The organism is Hydrogenophaga sp. ANAO-22 (genome assembly GCF_042466645.1).
Lineage (GTDB): Bacteria > Pseudomonadota > Gammaproteobacteria > Burkholderiales > Burkholderiaceae_C > Hydrogenophaga.
In genome coordinates this window covers 422,962-446,363 of the sequence record NZ_CP159956.1, presented here as the reverse complement: position 1 = coordinate 446,363, position 23,402 = coordinate 422,962, and the positions used below count along the sequence as shown (strand labels likewise).

Below are 23,402 nucleotides of genomic sequence, written 5' to 3'. Positions count from 1 at the left end.
ATCAGTCGGGTTTGGCACCGGAGGCCTTGACGATGGAGGCCCACTTCTTCGTCTCCGATTCGATGAAGGCCTTGTACTCGGTGGCGCTGCTGCCGCCGAGCTTGAAGCCGCGCGAGACGAAGTACTCCTGGATGTCGGGGCTGGTCAGCGCGGCGTTCACGTCCTTGTTGATCTTCTCGACGATGGCCGCCGGCGTGCCGGGCGGCGCGAACAGGCCTTGCCACGACAGCGCCTCGAAGCCCGGGTAGCCGCTCTCGGCGACGGTGGGCACGTTGGGGAACAGCGGGTGGCGTTCCTTCGAGGTCACGGCCAGCGGCACCAGTTTGCCGGCCTGGATCTGCGGCATGACCACCAGCACGTCGCCGAACATCAGGTCGATCTGGCCGCCCATGAGGTCGGTGAGCGCGCCGGCACTGCCACGGTACGGGATGTGCAGGAACGAGGCCTTGGTGGCGAGCTTGAACATCTCGCCGGTCAGGTGCATCGAGGTGCCGCTGCCGGGCGAGCCGTAGGTGATCGAGGCGGGCTTGGCGCGCGCGGCCGCGATCAGCTCCTGCAGGTTCTTTGCCGGCAGGTTGGGGTTCTTCACGATCAGCAGCGGCGCGCTCACCACGGCCGTGACCGGCGTGAAGCCCTTGACCATGTCGTAGGGCAGGTTGGGGTAGAGCGCGCCGGCGATGCCGTTGCTGCCGGTCACGCCCAGCAGCAGCGTGTGGCCGTCCGGCTCGGACTTGGAGACGTGGTCCGCGCCCACGGTGCCGCCGGCGCCCGCGCGGTTGTCCACCACCACGGTCTGTTTCCAGGTGACGGTGAGTTTCTCGCCGAGCTTGCGCGCGAGCAGGTCGGTGCTCCCGCCGGGCGGGAAGGGCACGACGATGCGCACCAGTTTGCTGGGGTAGGCCTGCGCCGAAGCGAGCGAGGGCGCGAGCGCGGTCACGGCGAGCGTGGCCGCGAGCGCGAAGGTGGTGGTGATGCGGTTCATGGCGAGATCACTTTCATGTGGGTTGGTCTTTCGGTGCCACCAGCGTGTGGTCTGGTGCACCCCAAGCGCCTCCTCCGGCCGTTTCTATGACGAGCCTGTCCCCCGCCGACCACTCGACGCGCGCCCGGGCGGGCAACGCGTCGATGCGTCCATCGGCTCTTTCGATGCGGGCGGCCGACGGCGAACCATCGCCACCGCCCTGGCTGCCGCGTGCGCGGCTGACATGGCGTTCGCCCCGGTAGGAGACGCTGCCCTGTCCTTCTAGCAATTGGTATACCCGCCGCACGCCATGGCCGCCCACGAAGCGGCCCATGCCGCCCGAGCCTTCGCGGATCGCGTAGGTGTTCACGCGCAGCGGCGCTTCGGATTCGATCACCTCCACCGGCGTGTTGCGCGCATTGCCCACGTCGGTGGAAATGCCGCTGGTGCCATCGGCCTGCGCGCTCGCGCCCGCGCCGCTGGCGATGATCTCGGTGAGCAGCCAGCGCTGGCCGTCGGCCCCGGTGCCGCCGAGCGAGAGCACCGTGGCCACGCCCGCGTTCGAGGCCAGCGGCTCGCGCGAGGCGCCGAGCGACCAGGCGCTGAGCATGGCGTTGCAGGCCAGCTTGAGCGTGGCGGTGCGCGCGTTCACCGCGGCGGGCAGGCGCGGGTTGACCACGCTGCCTTCGGGCAGCACCCAGGTGGCGGGCGCGAGGCAGCCCGCGTTGTTCGGCGCCTGCGGCGCGAGCGAGCGCATGAAGAACAGGATGGCGGACATCATGCTCGAGGGCGATGCGTTCACCGGCCCGCGCGTCTGCGTCGACGAACCCGTGAAGTCGATCGTGAGCGCGTCGCCCTGCTTGCGCAGGCTCACCGCGATGCGCACGGGCGCGTCGTCGATGCCGTCGCCGTCGAGCTGGTCTTCCCACTGCCAGGCGCCGTCAGGCACCTGGCGCAGGGCGTCGCGCGTCATGCGCTCGGACTGCGCGAGCAGGGCATCGCACACGGCGTTGAAGGCGGGGCCGGTGCGCGCCTGCAGCGCGGCGGTTTCGCGCGCGCCCAGGCTCACGGCGGACCACTGCGCGTTCAGGTCGCCGACCAGGTTGCCCGGCGTGCGGCTGTTGGCGGTGAGCAGGGTCTCGACGTTGCTGTCCACCACCCCGGCCGCGCGCCAGCGCACCGGCGGAATGCGCAGGCCTTCCTGGTGGATGTCGGTGGCGTTCGGCGGGATCGAGCCGGCCGCCATGCCGCCCACGTCCTGGTGGTGCAGGATGGCGGCGGCCAGCGCGATGGTGACGCCCTCGCGGACGATGGGCCGCACCACGATCAGGTCGGGCAGGTGCGTGCCGCCCGACCAGGGATCGTTCATGAGGTAGGCGTCGCCCTCGGCCATCTGCGGCGCGGGAAAACGCTTCAGGACGCCGGCGACGGCGGGAATCAGCGAACCCAGCAGCAGCGGCAGCGAGCGCGCCTGCGCGAGCAGGCGGCCGTCGGGCAGGAAGACGGCGGCGGCGCAGTCGCCGCCTTCGCGCGCGATCGACGAGTAGGCCGCGCGCATCATGCGGCTCTGCATGCGGTCCACGATGCCCTGCAGCGCCAGCCGCACGGGCTCCATGAGGATCAGGTGTTCGTTCATGCGCGTGCCTCCTCGGCCTGCGTCAGCAGCAGGGAACCGTCGGCCTCCTGCGCCCATTGCCAGCCCGCCGGCACCCACACCGTGGTGGTGGCCGCGAACAGGGCCTGCGGGCCCTGGCCCGTGGCAGCGCAGCCGGCCCACAGCGCGGGGTCGGGCCGCAGGTGGTGGGCGTTGACGCCGGGCTGGGGCACGGCCTGTTCGAACACACCGCGCAGCAGGCCCACCAGCGCGTCGCTGCGCGCGGGCATCTGGCCACGCAGGGCTTCGTAGCGCGCGGCGAAGCGCGCCTGCAGCGCGGGCAGGTCGTCCTCGGGCAGCCAGCTCACTTCCACCGGGCTGCCTTGCCCCCGGTGCAGGATCTCCAGGCTCCAGCGGATGGATGCGCAGTCGGTGGTGGGTTGCAGTGCGTCGCGCAGGTCGGTGAGCGCGGCCAGGCCGTCGGTATTCAGCGGCAGCGAGCAGGCCTTTTCCACCGTCTGCGTGGGCGGCGAGGCCAGCAGGCCCAGCGCGGCGACCACGCCGGCGTGCGCGATCACGCGCACCTGCGACACGCCCGCGAGCTCGGCCACCTCGGCCACGTGTTGGGCGCCACCGCCACCCGCCGCGACGAGCAGGCAGTCGGCGGGGTGGATGTCGCGCTGGAAGGCGCGCATCTTCACGCTCTCTGCCATGGCCGTGGCGGCGGTGGCGACGATGGCTTTCGCCGCGTCGATGGTGGCGATGCCCAGGGGCAACGCGACGTCGCGCGCCACGGCCGCTTCGGCCAGCGTCACGTCCAGCGCCACGCCGCCGGAGAGCTGGCGCGGCAGGCGGCCGAGCAGCAGCAGGGCGTCGGTCAGCGTGGCGTTCGTGCCGCCCAGGCCGTAGGCCGCGGGGCCGGGCCAGGCGCCTTGCGAGCGCGGGCCCAGGCGCAGGCCGCCACCGGCGTTCACGCTGGCCAGGCTGCCGCCGCCGATGGAGAGCGATTCCACGTCGGCGCAGCGCAGCCGCAGCGTGAGGTCGCCGCAGAGCAGCGTGTCGGTGAACAGGGGGCGTCCGGCTTCGAGGATGCCGATGTCGGTGCTGGTGCCGCCGACGTCGATGGACATGACCACCTGCGCGGCATCGCTGTCGGGCAGGCTCGCGGCCACGCCCTGCAGCGCGGCGCAGGGGCCGGACATGGCCAGGCCGATGGGGCGCGCCACGGCATCCTGCCAGGGCGCGATGCCGCCTTCGGAGCGCATCAGCGCGGGCGCGGGCAGGCCGCGTTCGGCCAGCGCGCCGCCCAGCGACCGCAGGTACTGCTGCACCATGGGCTTGCTGTAGGCGTCGAAGGCGGTGGCGAGGAAACGCTCGAACTCGCGCGGCTTGGGGTCGACCTCGCTGGAGAGCGAGACCATCAGTTCAGGTTGCGCTTCGAGCAGCCAGGCGCGCACCTGCTGCTCGTGCGCCGGTCGCAGGTGCGAGAACAGCAGGCAGACCGCGACCGAGCGCAGGCCCGAGGCGGCGATGCGGTGGGCCAGGGCGGTGAGCTGTTCGCGGTCCAGCGGCTCGATCTCGTCGCCGTGCGCGTCCACGCGCCCGGCGATCTCGACGCGGTGCGCGGCGGGAAACAGGCGGCGCTCGGGCGTGGGCGGCAGCACGGCGGCGGTGTACAGGTCGCGCCGGTCCTGGCGCGCCAGCGCGAGGATGTCGCGCATGCCGGTGTTGGTGATCACGGCCACCGGGCCGTCGTTCTGCTCCAGCAGCAGGTTGGTGACCACGGTGGAGCCGTGCACGATGCGCGCGACCTGGGTGGGCGCGATGCCGTTTTCATCGAGCATGCGCTGCACGGCCTGCAGGATGGGCTGCACCAGCTGGCCCGCTTCGCGCGGGTGCTTGAGGCTGCGCAGCGCGCCGTCCGAGGCGCAGGCCACCACGTCGATGAAGGTGCCACCCATGTCGATGCCGATGGCCCAGCTCGGTGTGCTCATGCCGGCCTTTCAGCGGAAGCGCCGCGCGCTGAACGGCGACAGGTCCACCTGCGTGGCGCGGCCCGCCACCAGGTGGGCCACCTCGCGGCCGGTGCTGGCGCCCATGCACATGCCCATGTGGCCGTGGCCGAAGGCGAGCCAGGCGTTGTCGGCGTCGCGGCTGCGGTCGATCACCGGCAGGCTGTCGGGCATGCAGGGGCGGTGGCCCATCCACTGCGTCACTTCCGAGGTGTCCAGGTGCGGGAACAGCAGCTGGCCCTGGCGCAGCAGCGCCTGAGCGCGCTCGTAGTTGGGCGCGCGCTTGAGGCCGGCGAACTCCACCGTGCCGGCCAGCCGCAGGCCCATGGCCATGGGGTTGACCATGATGTTGTTCTCCGAGGCCATCACGGTGTGGCGCAGCTTCAGGTTGGAGCTGCGCACGGTCACGTGGTAGCCGCGCTGGGTTTCGAGTGGCACGCGGTCGCCGAGCTGTTTCGCGAGCTGGCCGGACCAGGCGCCGGCGGCCACCACCACGCCATCGACCGCGAGCGGCTCACCGCGGTCCATGCGCAGGCCGGTGACGCGCCGGCCTGCGCGTTCGAAGCCGGTGACCGAGCGGTGGTCGTGGCGGGCGCCGTCGCGCACGCTTTGCGCGACCAGGGCCTTGACCAGTTGCGAGGGGTCCAGCGTCGAGCCGTTGTCGGGCGCGAGGATGCCGAAGCGAAAGCGCCCCTTCAGGTCGGGCTCGAGTTCTTCCAGCTCATCGCGTTCGACGTTGACGAGGTTCACGCCGAGGGACTTGCGCAGGGCCATGCCCCACTTCCACTGGTCGGCGGCCTCGCGCGAGGAGTAGACGTACAGGCAGCCGCTGCGGCGCACCAGGGCGTTCGCGTCGGCGTGGTCGAGCAGGGGGCCGTAGCAGTCGAAGATCGGGCGCAGCAGGGTCTGCAGCGCGGTGGCGATGCGCGTGACCTCCTGCGGCGTGGAGTGCTGCAGCATGCGCAGCAGCCAGGGCATCACGCGCGGCAGGTAGGTGGTGCGGATGGTCAGCGGGCCCAGCGGGTCGAGCAGCCAGCTGGGCACTTTCTTCCACATGTTGGGCATGCCCACCGGCAGGCAGGCGCTGGGCGAGAGGGAGCCGGCGTTGCCGAACGAACAGGCTTCGCCCGGTTCCAGCGGATCGACGAAGGTGATCTGGTGGCCGTCGCGCTGCAGCCAGGCGGCTGTGCAGGCGCCGACGATGCCTGTGCCTACAACGGCGATGTGCATGGGATCAACGGATTCTTGTGAGGGGAGGGGCGGGGTGTCTCGCGGCATTCTATGAACCGTGCGATGCATCAAACAAGCGAATTCTTTTGATACATTCATCATGAAATCTGATGATGGTGCATGCACGCCCGCGGGCACCGCTTCTGAACCAGATGGGTGCACGCGATGAACATCAGCTTGAGACAGATGCGGGCCTTCGCGGCCGTGACGCAGAGCGGCAGCTTCACCGGCGCGGCGCGCCAGCTCAGCCTCACGCAGTCGGCGGTGAGCATGCTGGTCCAGCAGCTGGAGCAGGAGTTGCACCTGCAGTTGTTCGACCGCAGCCGCACGGCCATCACGCTCACCGAGGCCGGCAAGAACCTGCTGCCGCTGGCGCAGCGCATCCTGGAGGACGTGCGCCAGGTGGTCGAGGGCGCTTCCGAAATCCGCGCCTTGCGCCGGGGCTTCCTGCGCGTGTCCACCTCGCAGATGATGGCCTGCACCTGGGTGGCCTCGGTGCTCACCGAGTTCGGCCAGCAGCACCCCGGCATCAGCCTGCGCCTGAAGGACGCGGTGGCCGACGACGTGGTGGACACCGTGCGCCACGGGGCGGTGGAGCTGGGCATCGGCCCCGAGCGCCTGACGGGCGAGGACGTGACGCGCAGCTTCCTCATGAACGTGCCGATCCGCCTGGTGTGCCCGAAGGGGCACCCGGCCTACGAGCGCGCCAGCGTGTCGTGGAAAGAGCTGCGCGACGAGCGCTGGATCAGTTACTCCCACGAGTTCGGCCGCCACGTGGAGCGCGCGCTGCACACGCACGGCCACGACTTCTCGCTGGACACGGCGAGCGACGTGGGCTTTCTCACCACGGCGATGGCGCTGGCCGGCCACGGCATGGGCGTGCTGCTCGCACCGGAATACGCGCGCTCGTTCGCCGACAACTTCGGCGTGCGCTTCGTGCCGCTGCGCGCGCCGGCGATCCAGCGCGAGTACTTCGTGTACCAGCGCAAGGGGCAGTCGCTGTCGCCGGCGGCGGCCACTTTTCTCGATCTGTTGCGGCAGCGCGGTGGGGGCGCCCGGCGCGCGGGCAAGGTGGCTCAGGGCTGAATCAGTCCGGCTTGCGGGCGGCGGCAGCAGCGGCTGCGCGCAGCTTGTCCTTCTTGCTCGGCCGTTTGCCCTTGATGCCACCGTCGCCCGGCGAAGGCGGTGGCGCGGTTTCGGTGGGCTCGAAACCGGGCAGCACCTCGAGCGGCAGGGAGAGGCCCTGGCGTTTCTCGATCAGGCGCCAGTGGGCTTCGGTGGCCGGGCTCACGAAGCTCACCGCCAGGCCGCTCGCACCGGCGCGGCCGGTGCGGCCGATGCGGTGCACGTAGTCCACCGCCGAGCGCGGCAGGTCGTAGTTCACCACCACCGGCAGTTGCTCGATGTCGATGCCGCGCGCGGCCAGGTCGGTGGTGACGACCACGTCCCAGCGCTTTTCCTTGAACTCGCCCAGCGCCTGCTGGCGCGCGCCCTGGCTCAGGCCGCCGTGGAAGGAGGTGGCGTACAGGTCGCCGTGGTGCAGCTTGGCGGCCACGCGCTCGGCCGCGTACTGCGTGGCCACGAACACCAGCACGCGCTGCCAGCCCTGGTCCTTGATGAGCTGGCGCAGCAGCTGCGTGCGGCGCGTGCTGTCCACCAGAAAGGCCTGTTGCAGGATCACCGCGGCCTCGGCCGGCGCGGCGGGCACGTCGATGCGCAGGGGTTCGCGCAGCAGCGCGTCGGCCAGCGCCTGCACCGGCGAGGGGAAGGTGGCCGAAAAGAAGAGGTTCTGCCGCTGGGCGGGCAGCAAGGCGAGCACGCGCGCGAGTTCGTCGGCGAAGCCCAGGTCCAGCAGGCGGTCGGCTTCGTCGAGCACCAGCAGTTCCACGGCCGACAGGCGCAGCGCGTTGTGTTCCACCAGGTCGAGCAGGCGCCCGGGCGTGGCGACCACCACGTCGGCGCCGCCGCGCAGCGCCATCATCTGCGGGTTGATCGACACGCCGCCGAACACCACGGCCACCTTGGGCTGGCGCGGCAGGTGCTGCGCCAGCGCGCGCACCACCTCGCCGGCCTGTGCCGCGAGTTCGCGCGTGGGCACGACCACCAGCGCGCGCACGCGGCGCGGCGAATGGTTGGCGGCCTGGGTGAGCCGTTGCAGCAGGGGCAGGGCGTAGGCGGCGGTCTTGCCGGAGCCGGTCTGCGCGGTGGCGAGCAGGTCATGGCCGGCCAGCACGGCCGGAATGGCTTCACGCTGGATCGGGGTGGGCGTGGTGAAACCGAGTTCGGCGGCGGCTTGGGCGAGGGCGGGCGCGAGGCCCAGGGCGGTGAATGGCATGGATCGGGGCAGTGTACCGGCCCGGGTAGGATGCGGCCCCATGAAGAACAAGCTTTCGACCGGTGGCCTTGTCTACTCCACCGATGCGGGCCGCATGTGCCCCGACTGCCGCCAGCCGGTGGCGCAATGCGTGTGCAAACAGCGGGCCAGCGCCGTGCCGGCGGGCGATGGCGTGGTGCGCGTCTCGCGCGAGACCAAGGGCCGGGGTGGCAAGGCGGTCACGCTGGTCAAGGGCCTGGCGCTGGACGCGGTGGCTTTGGCCGCGCTGGGCAAGCAGCTCAAGGCGGCCTGCGGAACCGGCGGGACGGTGAAGGATGGCGTGATCGAGATCCAGGGCGATCACATCGAGAAGGTGATGGCGGCGCTGAAATCCCAGGGTCACGCCGTCAAACGCGCGGGCGGCTGAGGCCCGGGCTCAGAACAGCCGCGCCCACCACAGCCGAAGCCGCATGCCGATCTCGCTGGTGTAGCCGGCCGTGGGCGTGCGCAGCCGGCCCTGGGCATCCACCACCACGAAGGCCGGCACGGCCTTGAAGCCGAGCTGGCGGGCGATCTCCCCGCGCGGATCGATCGCCGTGGCCCAGGGCAACTGCCGCTGCGCCAGCACGCGGGCCACGGGGCCGGCCTGACCGGATTGCATGGCGATGGTGAGCACCGGCCAGTCCGCCGAGAGCCGGGTCACGCTGTGTTCTTCCGTGCGGCAGATGGGACACCACTCGGCCCACACGTGCAGGGCGACGGGCTGGCCGGGGTGGTCAGCGCGCCATTGCGCCAGGGTCGTGCGGCGCTCGCTGCCGTCGGGCTGAACCAGGGTGAGGGCCAGATCGGGCGCGGGGCCGCGCGGCACATCGCGCGTCTGCCAGGCTTGCACGCCCAGCAGCACCGCGAGCACCAGGCCCAGGGTGACGAGGTGGCTTTTCCACCGCCGGCGCAGCGACTGCGCGAAGCGGGCAAGGCGTGACGTCATGGGCATCAGCGTGTTCAGCGCAGGACTTCGAGCAGGCGGTCGAGCCCACCTTCGTTGATGGCCACCATGGCCTGCGCGCGCACAGCGGGCTTGGCGTGGTACGCCACCGAGAGGCCGGCCACGCCCATCATCGGCAGGTCGTTGGCGCCATCGCCCATGGCGATGCATTGCGAAGGCTCGATGCCCAGCAGCGACGCCACTTCGAGCAGCGTGCGGCGTTTCTCGGCACCGTCGCAGATGTCGCCCCAAGGCTGGTCCACCATGTAACCCGTGAGCTGGCCGCAGTTCGGGCCGCTTTCCACTTCGAGCACGTTGGCGCGCGTGAAGTCGATGCCCAGCGTCTGGCGCACGCGCTCGCTGAAGAAGGTGAAACCGCCCGAGACCAGCAGCACCTTCAGGCCGGCGGCCTTGCAGGCGCGCACCAGCTCGGCCGCGCCGGGGTTGATGCGCAGGCGCTCGGTGTAGATCTGCTCCATGTCGGCGATGGTCACGCCGCGCAGCAGTGCCACGCGCTTGCGCAGGCTGTCCTTGTAATCGGTGATCTCGCCGCGCATGGCGGCCTCGGTGATGGCGGCCACCTCGGCCTTCTTGCCCACGGCGTCGGCGATCTCGTCCACGCACTCGATGCTGATGAGCGTCGAGTCCATGTCGAAGGCGATGAGCTTGAAGTCGCTGAGCTTGAGCGGCGGGGTGAAGCCCTGGACGGTGAGGCCGGGGGCGAATTCGGTGGCGGTGGCGGGAGCTTGTGTCATGGCCGGGATTATCCCAGCCATGCACAAGCCCTTACTGTGGCGTGAGGCCGGCGGCCTTGACCAGTTCGGCGTGCAGCTTGATGTCGGCCGTGATGATGCGTTGCAGTTCTTCCGGCGTGCTGGGGGCCACCTCGATGCCGCTGGCCGCCAGCTTGGCCTTGAATTCGGCGTCCATGGCGGTGTTCACCGCGCGGTTGAGCTGGTCGATGATGGGGCGCGGGGTCTTGGCGGGCGCCAGGATGGCGACCCAGGCCGAGAGGTTGAGGTTGGCCAGACCGCCTTCGGCCATGGTGGGCACGTCGGGCAAGACCGGCGAGCGTTGAAGGCTCATCAGGCCCAGCGCATGGAGCTTGCCGGCCTGGATGTGCGGCAGGGCCTCGGGCAGCACGGCGAACATCGCGTCCACGTTGCCGGCGAGGGTGTCGTTGACCGCGAGCGCGCCGCCCTTGTAGGGCACATGCAGCATGCGGGCCTGGCTGCGGGTCTCGAACATCAGCCCACCCAGGTGCTGCGGGCTGCCGTCGCCCGACGAGGCGTAGCTGATCTTGCCCGGCGCGGCCTTGGCGGCGGCGAGGAAGGCGGAGGCGGTCGGGTACTTCTGCCTGTCCTTCACCACCAGCACCATGGGCTGGTTCACCAGCCGCGAGATCGGCATGAAGTCGGCCTCGGGGTCGTAAGGCAAGGTCTTGAAGATGCTCTTGTTCGTGGTCAGGAAGGACGCGGGCGACACGGTGAGGGTGTAGCCGTCGGCCGCGGCCCTGGCAACCGCCGGCATGCCGATCTGGCCCGAGCCGCCCGCGCGGTTCTCGATCACGAAGGGCTGGCCGAACTGGGCGTTGAGCTTCTGGCCCAGCATGCGCGCGATCATGTCGGCGCTGCCGCCGGCCGGCAGGCCGACGATGACCTTCACCACGTGGTCCGGGTAGCTGCCCTGCGCCAGCGTGGGGCCAGAGAGGGCGAGCGCAAGAAGGGCGCTGGCAATGTGCAGCGCGGTGCGTCGGGTCGGCATGGTGGGCTCCGTATCGGTGTGTTTGTGCGTTGAAAAGGACAGGGCCACCAGGGAAGGTGGCCATGCCGTTTTACGCAAAAACCATGCCGTTGGGTATCGGGCCCGGCCCACCCTCGATGGGCACCTACGGGGCCGGCGCGGGGGCCTTCGCCTGCAGCGGCTGGCCCAAACTGCGCAGCACATCTCGCACCAGCTGCACGCGGTCCTTCACTTCGGGCAGGGTGCGTTCGATGCGCAGCTTGTCGTTGCCGGCGAGCTTGATGTGGCGGTTCTTCTGGATCAGTTCGATGATGCGCATCGGCTCGAACGGCGGGTTGGCGCGGAAGGTGATGTTCGTCACGCCCGGTGCCGCATCGACCTTGACGACACCGTAGGGCGTGCTGATGCAGCGCAGGCGGTGCACGTCGATCAGCGTCTGCGCCTGGGGTGGCAGCTTGCCGAAGCGGTCCACGATTTCCTCGAGCAGCGCATCGACTTGGTCGGTGTTCTTCGCGGTGGCCAGCTTCTTGTAGAACGACAGCCGCAGGTGCACGTCGCCGCAGTAGTCGTTGGGCAGCAAGGCCGGGGCGTGCAGGTTGATGTCGGTGGTGACCGACAGCGGCGAGAGCAGGTCGGGCTCGCGCCCGGCCTTGAGCGAACTCACCGCTTCGGACAGCATCTCGTTGTAAAGCTGGAAGCCCACTTCCAGCATGTTGCCGCTCTGGTTCTCGCCCAGCACCTCGCCCGCGCCGCGGATCTCCAGATCGTGCATCGCCAGGTAGAAGCCGCTGCCAAGTTCCTCCATCTGCTGGATCGCGTCCAGCCGCTGCGCCGCCTGCTTGGTCAGGCCTTCGATGTCGGGGACCATGAGGTAGGCGTAGGCCTGGTGGTGGCTGCGGCCGACGCGGCCGCGCAGCTGGTGCAACTGCGCCAGGCCGAACTTGTCGGCGCGGCTCATCACGATGGTGTTGGCTGTGGGCACGTCGATGCCGGTCTCGATGATGGTGGAGCACAGCAGCACGTTGAAGCGCTGCGCCACGAAGTCGCGCATCACACGCTCCAGCTCGCGCTCGGGCATCTGGCCGTGGGCGATGGCGATGCGCGCCTCGGGCAATATTTCTTCCAGCTTCTGGCGCCGGTTCTCGATGGTCTCGACCTCGTTGTGCAGGAAGTAGACCTGCCCGCCTCGCTTGAGTTCGCGCAGCACGGCCTCGCGGATCACGCCGTTGCCCTCGTTGCGCACGAAGGTCTTGATGGCCAAGCGGCGCTGCGGCGCGGTGGCGATCACGGAGAGATCGCGCAGGCCTTCGAGCGCCATGCCCAGCGTGCGCGGGATCGGCGTGGCGGTGAGCGTGAGCACGTCGACCTCGGCGCGCAAGGCCTTCATCGCTTCCTTGTGGCGCACGCCGAAGCGGTGTTCCTCGTCGATGATGAGCAGGCCCAGGTCCTTGAACTTCACGCTTTCGCTGAGCAGCTTGTGCGTGCCGACCACGATGTCCACCGAGCCGTCGGCCAGGCCCTTGGCGGCGGCGGTGATTTCCTTGGCCGATCGGAAGCGGCTCATCTCGGCCACTTTCACCGGCCACTTGGAGAAGCGGTCCGACAGCGTCTGGAAGTGCTGTTCGGCCAGCAGCGTGGTGGGCGCGAGGAAGGCCACCTGGCGCCCGCCGGTGACGGCCACGAAGGCTGCGCGCAGGGCGACCTCGGTCTTGCCGAAGCCCACATCGCCGCAGACCAGGCGGTCCATGGGGCGCGGGCTGATCATGTCCTGGATCACGGCGTGGATGGCGCCGCGCTGGTCGGCGGTCTCCTCGAAGCCGAAGTCGTTGGCGAACACCTCGTAGTCCTGCGCCGAGTAGCGGAACGCATGACCCTGGCGCGCGGCGCGGCGGGCGTAGATGTTGAGCAGCTCGGCGGCGGCGTCGCGCACCTGCTCGGCCGCCTTGCGCTTGGCCTTTTCCCACTGACCGCTGCCGAGCTTGTGCAGCGGCGCCTCGTCGGCGCTCACGCCGGTGTAGCGGCCGATCAGCTGCAACTGGCTCACCGGCACATAGAGCACGGCCTTGTCGGCGTACTCCAGGTGCAGGAATTCCTGCAGCGCGGGGCTGCCGTCGGGGTTCTTCTCCCCCATGTCCATGTTCACCAGCCCGCGGTAGCGGCCGATGCCGTGCGCGTTGTGCACCACGGGGTCGCCCAGGTTGAGCTCGGACAGGTCCTTGATCAGCGCGTCGACGTCGCTGACCTGTTCCTGCTTCTTGCGCCGGCGCGTGGTGGGGCCGGCGGCGAAGAGCTCGGTCTCGGTGACGAAGTCGATGCCGCCGTCCAGCCAGGAGAAGCCGACCGCGAGCGCGGCGGTGGCGATGCCGGTCTCTTCTTCGCTGGCCTGGAACTCGGCGAGCGAGTCGAAGGCCGGTGGGTGGACGCCGCTGGCGCGCAGGAAGTCCAGCAGGCTCTCGCGCCGGCCATCGCTTTCGGCCAGCAGCAGCACCCGGTGCGCGGTGTTGCGGATGTGGGCCTGCAGGCGCGAGAGCGGGTCTTCGGCGCCGCGCACCACGGACAGGTCGCCCAGCTTCTGCACGTGCGCGCCGTGTTCGATCTCCTGCTGCGCCGGGCGCACCACGTACTGCGCGTGCTGGTTGGCGCGGGTGTAGAACTGCTCGGTGCCCAGGAACAGGGCTTCGGGCGGCAGCACCGGCCGCTCGGTGTCGCCGCGCAGCAGGCGGTGGCGGTCCTTGGTGTCCTGCCAGAAGCGCTGGAAGGCGGGCTCCAGGTCGCCATGCAGCACCACGGTCGCGTCCGCGCCGAGGTAGTCGAACACGGTGGCGGTGTCGTCGAAGAACAGCGGCAGGTAGTACTCGATGCCGGCGGTGGCCACGCCGTTGCCGATGTCCTTGTAGATGCGGCTCTTGGTCGGGTCGCCTTCGAGCAGCTCGCGCCAGCGGCTGCGGAATTTGGCGCGCGCCGCGTCGTCCATCGGGAACTCGCGCCCGGGCAGCAGCCGCACCTCGTTCACCGGGTACAGGCTGCGCTGGCTGTCGGGGTCGAAGGTGCGGATGCTGTCGATCTCGTCGTCGAACAGGTCCACCCGGTAGGGCACCAGGCTGCCCATGGGGAAGAGGTCGATCAGGCCGCCGCGCACCGCGTACTCGCCGGGGCTCACGACCTGCGTCACGTGCTGGTAACCCGCCAGGGTCAACTGGCCCTTGAGCCTGGCTTCGTCGAGCTTCTGCTTGACCTTGAAGTGGAAGGTGTAGCCGGCCAGAAAGGACGGCGGCGCGAGCCGGTACAGCGCGGTGGTGGCGGGGACGAGCACCACGTCGGCGCCGGTGTCCTTGTCGCGCTGCGAGATGCGCCAGAGCGTGGCCAGGCGTTCGCTGATCAGGTCCTGGTGCGGCGAGAAGGTGTCGTAGGGCAGCGTTTCCCAGTCGGGGAAGAGGGCGCAGCGCAGGCCGGGCGCGAAGAACGCCATCTCGTCAATCAGCCGCTGCGCGTCGTTGGCGTCGGCGGTGACGATGGCGGTGAGTCGGCCGGCGGCTTTTTCGCGCTCGCCCAGCTGGGCCAGCATCAGGGCATCGGCCGAGCCGCCGGGATGCGGCACGGTGTGGCGTTTGCCGGGGGTGAGTTTGGGCAAGTCCATGGGAGATGGAGGGGCGTGCGGGGTGGACTTGAGTGCGTGGTGGGCCAATGCGGCCATGACGAACACCCCCGACCGGGAGGGCGGGGGTGTGAGGGCTGATTTTAGAATGCAGGCACACCATGCCCCATGCCGACACCGAATTGACCCGCCCGGGCGCTCCCCGATGCCATGCGCTGCTGCCCTGTGCGGGCACCGGAACCCGGGCCGGCACCGACATCCCCAAGCAGTACCAGCCGATCGCCGGCGAGCCCATGGTGATGCACACCCTGGCGGCCTTGCGCGCCGTGGCGCGCCTGCAAGGCTGCGTGGTTGTCATCGCGCCCGACGATGGCTTCTGGACCTCGCAGCCCGTGGGCACCACGCTGGCGCGCCGCGGCGGGGCCACGCGCGCCGAGAGCGTGTTCAACGGCCTGCAGGCCTTGAGCGAGCAGGGCGCCCGGACGGACGACTGGGTGCTGGTGCACGACGCCGCGCGCTGCCTCGTCACGCCGGCCCAGGTGGATGCCCTGATCGACGCCTGCTGGAACGATGCCGTGGGCGGCCTGCTGGCGCTGCCCTTGCCGGACACGCTCAAGGCCGAAACCGGTGGGCGCGTGGCGGCCACGGTGGAGCGCGCCGACAAGTGGCTGGCGCAGACGCCGCAGATGTTCCGCCTGGGTGCCTTGCAGGCCGCGCTGGCGGCCACGGCGCCCGGCGGTTTCGCCGGTGTGACCGACGAGGCCAGCGCCATGGAGATGGCGGGCCACCGGCCGCTGCTGGTGCGCGGCAGCGCGCAGAACTTCAAAGTCACCTACCCCGAAGACTTCGCGCTCGCCGAAGCCGTGCTCAGGAGCCGTTCATGAATCCCAACACCGTTCCGTTGTTCCGCATCGGCGAGGGCTGGGACGTGCACGCGCTGGTGCCCGGGCGGCCGCTCATCATCGGTGGCGTGCGCATTCCCCACAGCCAGGGGCTGCTCGGCCATTCCGATGCCGACGTGCTGCTGCACGCCATCACCGACGCGCTGCTGGGCGCGGCGGCGCTGGGCGACATCGGCCGCCATTTCCCCGACACCGACGAACGTTTCAAAGGCGCCGACTCCAGCGTGTTGCTGGCCGAGGCGGCGCGCCGGGTGCGCGAGGCGGGTTTTGAGATCGGCAACATCGACAGCACCGTGATCGCGCAGGCGCCCAAGCTCGCGCCCCACATCGCCGCCATGTGCGAAGGCATCGCCCGCACGCTGGGGCTGGCGACCGGTCAGGTCAACGTGAAGGCCAAGACGGCGGAGAAGATCGGTCCCGTGGGGCAGGGCCTGTCGATCGAGGCGCGCGCGGTGGCGCTGCTCGTCAAGACGGCGCCTTGACCAGTTTCATGTGGGCCGCGAGGCCCCCGGTGCTGCTGTTGGCCAGCGCGAAACGGCCGCCCATGCGCGCGATGGCGCGGTCCACGATGGCCAGGCCCAGGCCGGTGCCGGTGGCCGCGCTGCGCGAGACGTCGCCCCGGTAGAACGGCTGGGTCAGCTGTTCGAGCTGCTCCGGGTTGACGCCTTGCCCATGGTCGCGCAGCTTGACCAGCACGTCGTCGTCCTTGGCCTTGGCCGCGATGTCGATCTTGGCGATGCCGGTTTCCGGGTCGCGCCCGTAACGCATGGCGTTCTCGATCAGGTTGGAGAACACGCGCTGCAGTTCCACCGCGTCGCCCATCACGGCGGTGTCGCGCGGGATGTTGGTGGTGATGTAGGTGTTCGGGTCCTGGCCGACCGAGAAGATCGCGGCGTCCACCACCTGGTTGAGGCTCACGCGCTCGGGCTTGAGGTGGTCGGGGCGGGCGTAGTCGAGGAACTTGTCGATGATGGCGTTGACCTGGTCGATGTCGGCCGCCATGTGCTCGCGCGCCTGCGCGTCGTCCACGCTCATCTCGGTTTCCAGGCGCAGGCGGGCCAGCGGCGTGCGCAGGTCGTGCGAGATGCCGGCGAGCATCAGGGCCCGGTCCTGCTCGATCTTGGAGAGCCGCTGGGCCATGCGGTTGAAGCCGATGTTGACCTCGCGGATCTCGCTGGTGGCCACGGCTTCGTTGAGCTGGCTCGCGTTGAAATCGCCTTCGCGCACGCGGCTGGCCGCGAACGAGAGCTTCTTCAGTGGCCGGTTGATCAGGCGCGCGATCAGCGCCGCGCCCGTGAGCGAGAGCAGGGCGGCGGTGCCCAGCCAGATCAGCCAGGTGGTGCCCGCCACCGGGCCGATGCGCGAGGGGTCGGTGAGCAGCCAGTAGGGGTCGCCGTCGATGGTGAAGCCGATCCACAGGCCTGGCGCGCCATTGACTTCGCGCGCCACCAGGGTGTCGGGCCCGAGCCGGCCCCGCAGGCGCTCGGCCACGTTGCGGCTCAGTGCATCGGTGTTGTAGAGGCGGAAGGTGTCGGTGGGCTCACGCGGTGCGATGCGCAGGCCTTCTTCACTGGCCAGGGTCTTGATCAGCGAGACCCGGGCGATGGCGTCCGAGTGCACCAGGGCGGCCCGGCTGAGGTTGACCAGCGAGGCCAGCTGGTTCGCGCTCTGCAGCGCCCGCGGCTCGTACTCCAGCGCGCGGAAGGTCTGCAGCCAGGCGACGGTGCAGCCGACCAGCAGCAGGGCAAGAAAGAAGAACGTGCGCCAGAACAGGCTCACGCCCCGCGAGGGACGCATGTCCAGCGGGGCGGGCGCTGTCTCCAGCGAGGCTGGCTGGGTCTCGAACGGAACGCGTGACTCGTCGGACATCAGGCATTGCCATCGGGCACGAAGACATAACCCACGCCCCAGACGGTTTGCAGGTAACGCGGCGACGCGGCGTCTTCCTCGATCAGCTTGCGCAGGCGGGAGACCTGCACGTCCAGGCTGCGGTCAAAAGGCTCGAACTCGCGGCCGCGCGCCAGCTGGGCCAGTTTTTCGCGCGACAGGGGCTGGCGCGGGTGGCGCACCAGGGCCTTGAGCATGGCGAATTCGCCGGTGGTCAGGGGCAGGTCGGCACCTTCCTTGCGCAGGGTGCGCAGGCTCAGGTCGAACTCGAACGGGCCGAACTTCACCACTTCCTGGTCCTGCGACGGTGCGCCCGGCACCTCGGTGGGCGGGCGGCGACGCAGCACGGCGTGGATGCGGGCCAGCAGCTCGCGCGGGTTGAAGGGTTTGCCCAGGTAATCGTCGGCGCCGACTTCCAGGCCCACGATGCGGTCCACATCCTCGCTCTTGGCGGTGAGCATGATGATGGGCGTGCGGTCGCCATTGGCGCGCAGGCGGCGGCAGATCGACAGGCCGTCTTCGCCGGGCATCATCAGGTCGAGCACGATGATGTCGACCGAGTCGCGTTGCAGAACCCGGTTGAGGGCCTTGCCGTCTTCGGCCAGCATGACCTCGAAGCCTTCCTGCATGAGGTAGCGGCGCAGCAGGTCGCGGATGCGGACGTCGTCATCGACGACCAGCACTTTGTTGGGACGGACAGTGGTTTGTGGCATGGGAGCAACTTCCGTTAAATGTAACAAACTCGATTGTGGCAGCGCCAAGTGCTTGTCAGCACTCATTTTTTATTTTTATGACACGCTGTTACAGATGTTGCCCGCATACTCCGCCGCTTCACCTCGCCCACATCACACAATCGGCGAATTGACCATACTTGAGTGCACCATGAAATCGTATCTGTCGAGTGGTTTGTTGCTAGTCACCCTGGGTTCGGCCTATGCCGCGCCGGGCGACCAGCGCGTGCATCCGATGCCCTCGGATGCGCCGGTGGCCGTCATGCCGATCTCGGCCGACGAAAGCGACCCACGCAGCACGATGCGCTTGCGCGATGCGCTGCGACAGCCCTTCGATGACATGGACGACAGCCGCAAACCCTACCGACTTTCGGTGGAAGAGCGCCAGCGTCTGCGCGAACAGCTTCGCGACCAGCCGCATCACGACTTCAAGTTCAAACCATGACCCTGTCTTCCTCGCGTCGTTTCTCCGGTTCCTCTTCTTCTTCCCGCTTTCTTCTCTCCTCCGTGCTGGCCCTCGGGCTGGGCTTGAGCGCTTCGGCGATGGCCCAGGTCACGGTGCCCGTGCCCGCCAACGTGGTGAACATCGCCGCCAGCGGTTTCCTGGAGGTGCCCCAGGACTGGCTGAGCATGAGCCTGAACACCACGCGCGAGGGCAGCGACGCCGTGACGGTGCAGAACCAGCTCAAGCAGGCACTCGACGCCGCGCTGGCCGTGGCCCGCGCCAACGCCAAGCCACAGCAGCTGGAGGTCCGCACCGGCCAGTTCAGCCTGTATCCGCGCTACAGCAGCAACGGCAAGATCAACGGCTGGCAGGGCAGCACCGAACTGGTGCTCGAAGGGCGCGACTTCGCCCTCATCAGCGCCACGGCCGGCAAGATCCAGACCCTGACCATGTCGGGCACCAGCTTCTCGCTCTCGCGCGACGCACGCCGCAAGCTCGAATCCGACGTGCAGGCGTTGGCCATCGAGCGCTTCAAGGCGCGGGCCGATGAAGTCAGCAAGGGCTTCGGCTTCGCCGGCTACAGCCTGCGCGAAATCAATGTGAGTTCGGCCGACCAGGAAGTGCGCCCGTTCCAGCCGCGCGCGATGGCGATGGAGGCCAAGGCCGCGATGTCGGATGCCCCTGTGCCGGTGGAAGCGGGCAAGTCCACGGTCAACGTCACCGTGTCGGGCTCGATCCAGCTGAAATAGACAACTTCTGCGTCTGAGGCGGCGCGGTCCAGAGGTGCCGCGGAACCGGCTTTGCCGGGCCGCTGGCGCCGCCCCCTGGAGGGGGACGCGCGAAGCGCGGCGGGGGTGCTGCGGTTACTGGGCGGCCCAGCCGCCATCCATGTTCCAGGCCACGCCCCGCACGTTGTTGCCGGCCGCCGAGCAGAAGAACACCGCCAGCTCGCCCAGTTCTTCCGGGGTGGTGAACTGCATGGACGGCTCTTTTTCGCCCAGCAGCTGTTTGGTGGCGTCCGTGTTGGAAATGCCTTGCGCCGCGGCCTTGGCGTCCACCTGTTTCTGCACCAGCGGGGTGAGCACCCAGCCCGGGCAGATCGCGTTGCAGGTGACGCCGGTGGTGGCGTTCTCCAGCGCCGTGACCTTGGTCAGGCCCACGATGCCGTGCTTGGCCGCGACGTAGGCCGACTTCTCGGCCGAACCCACCAGCCCATGCACCGACGCCACGTTGATGATGCGGCCCCAGTTGGACTTGAGCATCGCGGGCAGGGCCAGGCGGCTGGCGTGGAAGGCGCTGCTGAGGTTGATGGCGATGACCGCGTCCCAGCGCTCGACGGGAAAGTCTTCCACGCGCGCGACGTGCTGGATGCCGGCGTTGTTCACCAGGATGTCCACCTGGCCGAAGGTGCTGGCCGCGAAGGCCATCATGGCCTCGATCTCCGCCGGTTTGCTCATGTCGGCGCCGTGGTAGGCGACCTTGGCCCCCAGCGCAGCGATCTCCGCCTTGGGGCCTTCGGCATCGCCGAAACCGTTGAGCACGATGTTGGCACCCTGGCGCGCCAGGGCCTTGGCAATGCCCAGGCCGATGCCGCTGGTGGAGCCGGTGACGAGGGCGGTCTTGTTGGCAAGCATGAAGTGAACTCCAGTTCCAGTACGATGGGTTGAAAAGCGCTCAAGGCATTATCACGGACGCCTCCAGGCGCCCGCTTCGCACTGTCACACCATGCAAGAACCGAACCTCCAATACCTTCCCGTCACCGGGCCCGTGGCCCGCACCGGCGAACCGCGCCGCATGGCCTATTGGGACTGGGCCAGCGCCTCGGGCGACCACCGCCATGTCGTGGTCTGCGTGCACGGTCTCTCGCGCCAGGGGCGCGACTTCGACACCCTGGCGCGCGCCCTGGTCGGCCGCTGCCGCGTGATCGCGGTCGACGTGACCGGGCGCGGCCACAGCGACTGGCTGGCCGATCCCATGGCCTACCAGGTGCCCACCTACGCGGCCGACCTGGCGGCGCTGCTGATGCATGTGCGCGCAGCGAACCCGAAGGCCGTGATCGACTGGGTCGGCACCAGCATGGGCGGACTGATCGGCATGGCGATCGCGGCCCAGCCCGCTCTGGCACCACGCCGCCTGGTGCTCAACGATGTGGGGCCGGCCATCCAGTGGGAGGCGCTGCAGCGCATCAGCGCCTACCTGGGCCAGAACCCCTCGTTCGACAGCGAGCAGGCGGCCCTGGATTACCTGGCCTCGATTTCCACCGGCTTCGGCCCCCACACGCCGGCGCAATGGCGGGCGCTGTCCCTGCCGCTGCTGCGCGAGCGCGACGGGCGCTGGTGGCTGCACTACGACCCGGCCATCGCCATGCCGGTCAAGGCCCTGACCGGCATGGCCGACGAGGCACAGGCCCGGCAGATCGCCCGTGACGGCGAGGCCACCCTTTGGCAGCTGTACGACGCCATCACCGCGCCCACCCTGCTGCTGCGCGGCGGGCAGTCGGACCTGCTCTCCGAGGCCACCGCCGCCGAGATGGAGCGGCGCGGTCCCAGGGCGCGCTGTGTGGTTTTTGACGGCGTGGGCCACGCGCCGACGCTGGTGGCCGATGATCAGGTGGCCGCCGTCCGGGACTTCCTCTGGTCCGACTGAGCGGTGGGTTGTTGAGCGATTCATGAAACGTGTGATTTCCCCGACCTCGTCCGAGGCCTCCCATGCGGCCACCCTCATCGAGCGCGCGCCGGCCGTGCCCTCGGCGATCGTGGCGGCCACTTCCGACAGCCTGCCCAAGCAGGCCAACGCACTGGCCCGCGCGCGCGCGTTCGCGGAACCCTTGCTGGGCAGCGAACAGCTCGACACCGGCGAGAACACCCTGGCGCACGCCGATGCCGTGGCCGGCGTGCTGCACGACATCGGCGGCTCCGAGGCGATGCAGGCGGCGGCGTATCTGGTGTACGCCTGCCAGCATCTGAACCGCCCGCAAGAGGTGATCGCCAAGGCGTTTGGCGACAACTTCGCGGCGCTGGCACTGGAGACCACCAAGCTGGTGCAGTTGCAGCGCCAGGCCCGCATCAAGTCGGCCGAGGTGCTGGCCAAGAAGGAGGAAGAGCGGCAGGCGGCGCAGGAGCAGGCCCTGCCCGTGGCCACGCCCGGCAAGGCGCCGGTGTCCGAGCTGGCCGCGAGCCAGACCGAGAACGTGCGCAAGATGCTGCTGGCCTTCTCGCGCGACCTGCGCGTGGTCATGCTGCGCCTGGCGTCCCGACTGCAGACCCTGCGCTACTTCGCCGCCTGCAAGGGCGAGCCTGGCGACGCGCTCGCCAGCGAGTCGCTGCACGTCTTCGCGCCGCTGGCCAACCGCCTGGGCATCTGGCAGATCAAATGGGAAATGGAGGACCTGGCCTTCCGTTTCCTGGAGCCGCAGACTTACAAGCACGTGGCCCGGCTGCTGGACGAGAAACGCGCCGAACGCGAAGCCCATGTGGAGCAGGTGCGCCAGCAGCTCGAGGCCGAGCTTCAGCGCCAGGGCGTGGCCGCTTCCGTGCAGGGACGGCCCAAACACATCTACAGCATCGTCAAGAAGATGCGCGGCAAGTCGCTGGACTTCGACCAGGTGTTCGACATCCGAGCGCTGCGCGTGATCGTGACCGGCCGCGACGATTGCTACACCGCGCTGGCCCACGTGCATGCGAACTACGTGCCGGTGGCCGACGAGTTCGACGACTACATCGCCAAACCCAAGCCGAACGGCTACCAGTCGCTGCACACGGTGGTGCGCGATGAGCAGGGCCGGGCCTTCGAGATCCAGATCCGCACCCAGGCCATGCACGACCATGCCGAACACGGCGTGGCCGCGCATTGGGCGTACAAGGAGGCGGGAGCCAAGGGTTATGCCGGCGTCTCGGCCAGCTCGGAGTACGACGCCAAGATCGCGGTGCTGCGCCAGCTGCTGGCCTGGGAACGCGACCTGAGCGGCACCGCGCAGGGGCTGTTCGACGATCGCATCTACGTGCTCACACCCGATGCGGCCATCGTCGAATTGCCCCAGGGTGCCACGGCGGTGGACTTCGCCTACAGCGTGCACACCGACCTCGGCCACCGCTGCCGGGGCGCGCGCGTTGATGGCGCCATGGTCACGCTCAACACGCCCCTGCAGAACGGGCAGACAGTGGAAATCACCGCCGCGAAAGAGGGCGGGCCGTCGCGCGACTGGCTCAATGCCGAACTGGGCTACCTCGTCAGCCACCGGGCCAAGAGCAAGGTGCGCGCGTGGTTCAACGCGCAGGCCATGGAGGAGACCATGGCGCGCGGGCGCGAGGCGGTGGAAAAACTGCTGCAGCGCGAGGGCAAGACCGCGCTGAAGTTCGACGACCTTGCCGTGTCCATGGGCCTGGCTTCCGCGCAGGAGCTCTTCGAGCAGGTGGGCAAGGACGAACTGTCGCTGCGGGCCATCGAGACGCACCTGCGCCCGCCCGAGCCCGAGGAGCCGTCCGAAATTCCCGTGTGGCTCAAGAAGCCACGCAAGTCCTCCAGCCAGCCCAGCGGCGGGGTGCTGGTGGTCGGGGTGGATTCGCTCATGACGCAACTGGCCAAGTGCTGCAAGCCGGCGCCGCCGGACGACATCGGCGGTTTCGTGACGCGCGGCAAGGGCGTGAGCATCCACCGAGCCGATTGCAGCGATTTCGCCCACCTGCAGCGCAAGAACCCGGACCGCGTGATTGAGGTGCAGTGGAGTGGTCAGGTCGCCCCGGATCGGGATGGCCGTGCGGCCGTGTACCCGGTGGACGTGGCCATCGAGGCGCAGGACCGCCAGGGCCTGCTGCGTGACATTTCCGACGTGTTCGCCCGCGAGAAGATGAACGTGATCGGGGTGCAGACCCAGTCGGTCAAGGACGTGGCCTGGATGACCTTCACCATCGAAGTGTCGGACGCCCGGCAGGTGCAGCGGGCCATGTCCGTGGTGGGCGATGTGCCGGGTGTGCGGGTGGTGCGCCGCAAATGATGTGATGGGT

General features: G+C 69.4%; 20 protein-coding genes. 8 read left to right on the top strand and 12 right to left on the bottom strand.

Annotated elements, in window-relative coordinates:
- Position 1: 1 nt before the first annotated feature.
- From ABSY19_RS01850 to ABSY19_RS01835, 4 genes are read right to left on the bottom strand one after another with little or no spacing between them, the layout of a single operon-like run.
- Entirely contained in the window at positions 2 to 982 is a 981-nt protein-coding gene (locus ABSY19_RS01850) for a Bug family tripartite tricarboxylate transporter substrate binding protein (RefSeq protein WP_382158532.1), read from the bottom strand.
- Between the two features lie 13 nt (positions 983 to 995).
- Positions 996 to 2,597 carry a hydantoinase B/oxoprolinase family protein gene (locus ABSY19_RS01845; protein WP_382158530.1) on the bottom strand — a complete coding sequence of 534 codons (1,602 nt, stop codon included), beginning with the start codon at positions 2,595 to 2,597 and terminating at the stop codon, positions 996 to 998.
- Complete coding sequence (locus ABSY19_RS01840) at positions 2,594 to 4,549, bottom strand: hydantoinase/oxoprolinase family protein (protein ID WP_382158528.1); 1,956 nt, start codon at positions 4,547 to 4,549, stop codon at positions 2,594 to 2,596. The genes ABSY19_RS01845 and ABSY19_RS01840 overlap by 4 nt, the downstream gene beginning before the upstream one ends.
- 9 nt (positions 4,550 to 4,558) lie before the next feature.
- Positions 4,559 to 5,797, bottom strand: coding sequence for an NAD(P)/FAD-dependent oxidoreductase (locus tag ABSY19_RS01835; RefSeq protein ID WP_382158526.1), 1,239 nt, complete (start codon positions 5,795 to 5,797; stop codon positions 4,559 to 4,561).
- Positions 5,798 to 5,962: 165 nt separating this feature from the next.
- Here ABSY19_RS01835 and ABSY19_RS01830 point away from each other — a divergent pair, with 165 nt between their 5' ends.
- Positions 5,963 to 6,883, top strand: coding sequence for a LysR family transcriptional regulator (locus tag ABSY19_RS01830; RefSeq protein ID WP_382158524.1), 921 nt, complete (start codon positions 5,963 to 5,965; stop codon positions 6,881 to 6,883).
- Position 6,884: 1 nt separating this feature from the next.
- On the opposite strand, the gene ABSY19_RS01825 is transcribed toward ABSY19_RS01830, so the two are convergent.
- The gene (locus ABSY19_RS01825) at positions 6,885 to 8,132 is read right to left on the bottom strand and encodes a DEAD/DEAH box helicase (protein ID WP_382158522.1); all 1,248 of its coding nucleotides are present in this window, start codon (positions 8,130 to 8,132) and stop codon (positions 6,885 to 6,887) included.
- 40 nt (positions 8,133 to 8,172) lie between these two features.
- Between ABSY19_RS01825 and ABSY19_RS01820 the strand changes: the two genes are divergently transcribed.
- The gene (locus tag ABSY19_RS01820; protein WP_382158520.1) at positions 8,173 to 8,538 is read left to right on the top strand and encodes a translation initiation factor Sui1; all 366 of its coding nucleotides are present in this window, start codon (positions 8,173 to 8,175) and stop codon (positions 8,536 to 8,538) included.
- Positions 8,539 to 8,547: 9 nt separating this feature from the next.
- On the opposite strand, the gene ABSY19_RS01815 is transcribed toward ABSY19_RS01820, so the two are convergent.
- The 4 genes from ABSY19_RS01815 to mfd all read right to left on the bottom strand — a co-directional run bounded on the left by ABSY19_RS01815 (position 8,548) and on the right by mfd (position 14,476).
- The gene (locus tag ABSY19_RS01815) at positions 8,548 to 9,099 is read right to left on the bottom strand and encodes a redoxin domain-containing protein (RefSeq protein ID WP_382158518.1); all 552 of its coding nucleotides are present in this window, start codon (positions 9,097 to 9,099) and stop codon (positions 8,548 to 8,550) included.
- Between the two features lie 14 nt (positions 9,100 to 9,113).
- Positions 9,114 to 9,851, bottom strand: a complete 738-nt coding sequence (gene serB, locus ABSY19_RS01810; protein WP_382158516.1) for a phosphoserine phosphatase SerB — start codon at positions 9,849 to 9,851, stop codon at positions 9,114 to 9,116.
- A gap of 31 nt (positions 9,852 to 9,882) precedes the next feature.
- Positions 9,883 to 10,860 carry a Bug family tripartite tricarboxylate transporter substrate binding protein gene (locus ABSY19_RS01805; protein WP_382158515.1) on the bottom strand — a complete coding sequence of 326 codons (978 nt, stop codon included), beginning with the start codon at positions 10,858 to 10,860 and terminating at the stop codon, positions 9,883 to 9,885.
- Positions 10,861 to 10,984: 124 nt separating this feature from the next.
- Positions 10,985 to 14,476 carry a transcription-repair coupling factor gene (gene mfd / locus ABSY19_RS01800; protein ID WP_382158513.1) on the bottom strand — a complete coding sequence of 1,164 codons (3,492 nt, stop codon included), beginning with the start codon at positions 14,474 to 14,476 and terminating at the stop codon, positions 10,985 to 10,987.
- Positions 14,477 to 14,595: 119 nt separating this feature from the next.
- Between mfd and ispD the strand changes: the two genes are divergently transcribed.
- Both ispD and ispF read left to right on the top strand, forming a co-directional pair.
- Positions 14,596 to 15,318, top strand: a complete 723-nt coding sequence (gene ispD, locus ABSY19_RS01795) for a 2-C-methyl-D-erythritol 4-phosphate cytidylyltransferase (RefSeq protein WP_382158511.1) — start codon at positions 14,596 to 14,598, stop codon at positions 15,316 to 15,318.
- A complete protein-coding gene (gene ispF, locus ABSY19_RS01790) occupies positions 15,315 to 15,818 on the top strand; it encodes a 2-C-methyl-D-erythritol 2,4-cyclodiphosphate synthase (protein ID WP_382158510.1) in 504 nt (167 codons plus the stop codon). The genes ispD and ispF overlap by 4 nt, the downstream gene beginning before the upstream one ends.
- Here the strand turns inward: ispF and ABSY19_RS01785 are convergent.
- Together ABSY19_RS01785 and ompR are read right to left on the bottom strand one after the other, a co-directional pair.
- The gene (locus ABSY19_RS01785) at positions 15,802 to 17,205 is read right to left on the bottom strand and encodes a sensor histidine kinase (RefSeq protein WP_297401685.1); all 1,404 of its coding nucleotides are present in this window, start codon (positions 17,203 to 17,205) and stop codon (positions 15,802 to 15,804) included. The two genes, ispF and ABSY19_RS01785, sit on opposite strands and share 17 nt — an antisense overlap.
- Positions 17,205 to 17,936 (bottom strand): two-component system response regulator OmpR, encoded by a 732-nt coding sequence (gene ompR / locus ABSY19_RS01780; protein WP_291121876.1) that lies wholly within the window; start codon positions 17,934 to 17,936, stop codon positions 17,205 to 17,207. The genes ABSY19_RS01785 and ompR overlap by 1 nt, the downstream gene beginning before the upstream one ends.
- A 169-nt stretch (positions 17,937 to 18,105) precedes the next feature.
- Here ompR and ABSY19_RS01775 point away from each other — a divergent pair, with 169 nt between their 5' ends.
- Positions 18,106 to 18,399, top strand: coding sequence for a hypothetical protein (locus ABSY19_RS01775; protein WP_291121875.1), 294 nt, complete (start codon positions 18,106 to 18,108; stop codon positions 18,397 to 18,399).
- Positions 18,396 to 19,148: an SIMPL domain-containing protein gene (locus tag ABSY19_RS01770; protein WP_382158508.1), complete on the top strand. Its 753-nt coding sequence runs from the start codon at positions 18,396 to 18,398 to the stop codon at positions 19,146 to 19,148. The genes ABSY19_RS01775 and ABSY19_RS01770 overlap by 4 nt, the downstream gene beginning before the upstream one ends.
- A gap of 114 nt (positions 19,149 to 19,262) precedes the next feature.
- On the opposite strand, the gene ABSY19_RS01765 is transcribed toward ABSY19_RS01770, so the two are convergent.
- Positions 19,263 to 20,033, bottom strand: coding sequence for a 3-hydroxybutyrate dehydrogenase (locus tag ABSY19_RS01765; RefSeq protein ID WP_382158506.1), 771 nt, complete (start codon positions 20,031 to 20,033; stop codon positions 19,263 to 19,265).
- 91 nt (positions 20,034 to 20,124) lie between these two features.
- Here ABSY19_RS01765 and ABSY19_RS01760 point away from each other — a divergent pair, with 91 nt between their 5' ends.
- The gene (locus ABSY19_RS01760; RefSeq protein ID WP_382158504.1) at positions 20,125 to 21,045 is read left to right on the top strand and encodes an alpha/beta fold hydrolase; all 921 of its coding nucleotides are present in this window, start codon (positions 20,125 to 20,127) and stop codon (positions 21,043 to 21,045) included.
- Positions 21,046 to 21,067: 22 nt separating this feature from the next.
- Positions 21,068 to 23,392, top strand: a complete 2,325-nt coding sequence (locus ABSY19_RS01755; protein ID WP_382158503.1) for a RelA/SpoT family protein — start codon at positions 21,068 to 21,070, stop codon at positions 23,390 to 23,392.
- Positions 23,393 to 23,402 lie beyond the last annotated feature (10 nt).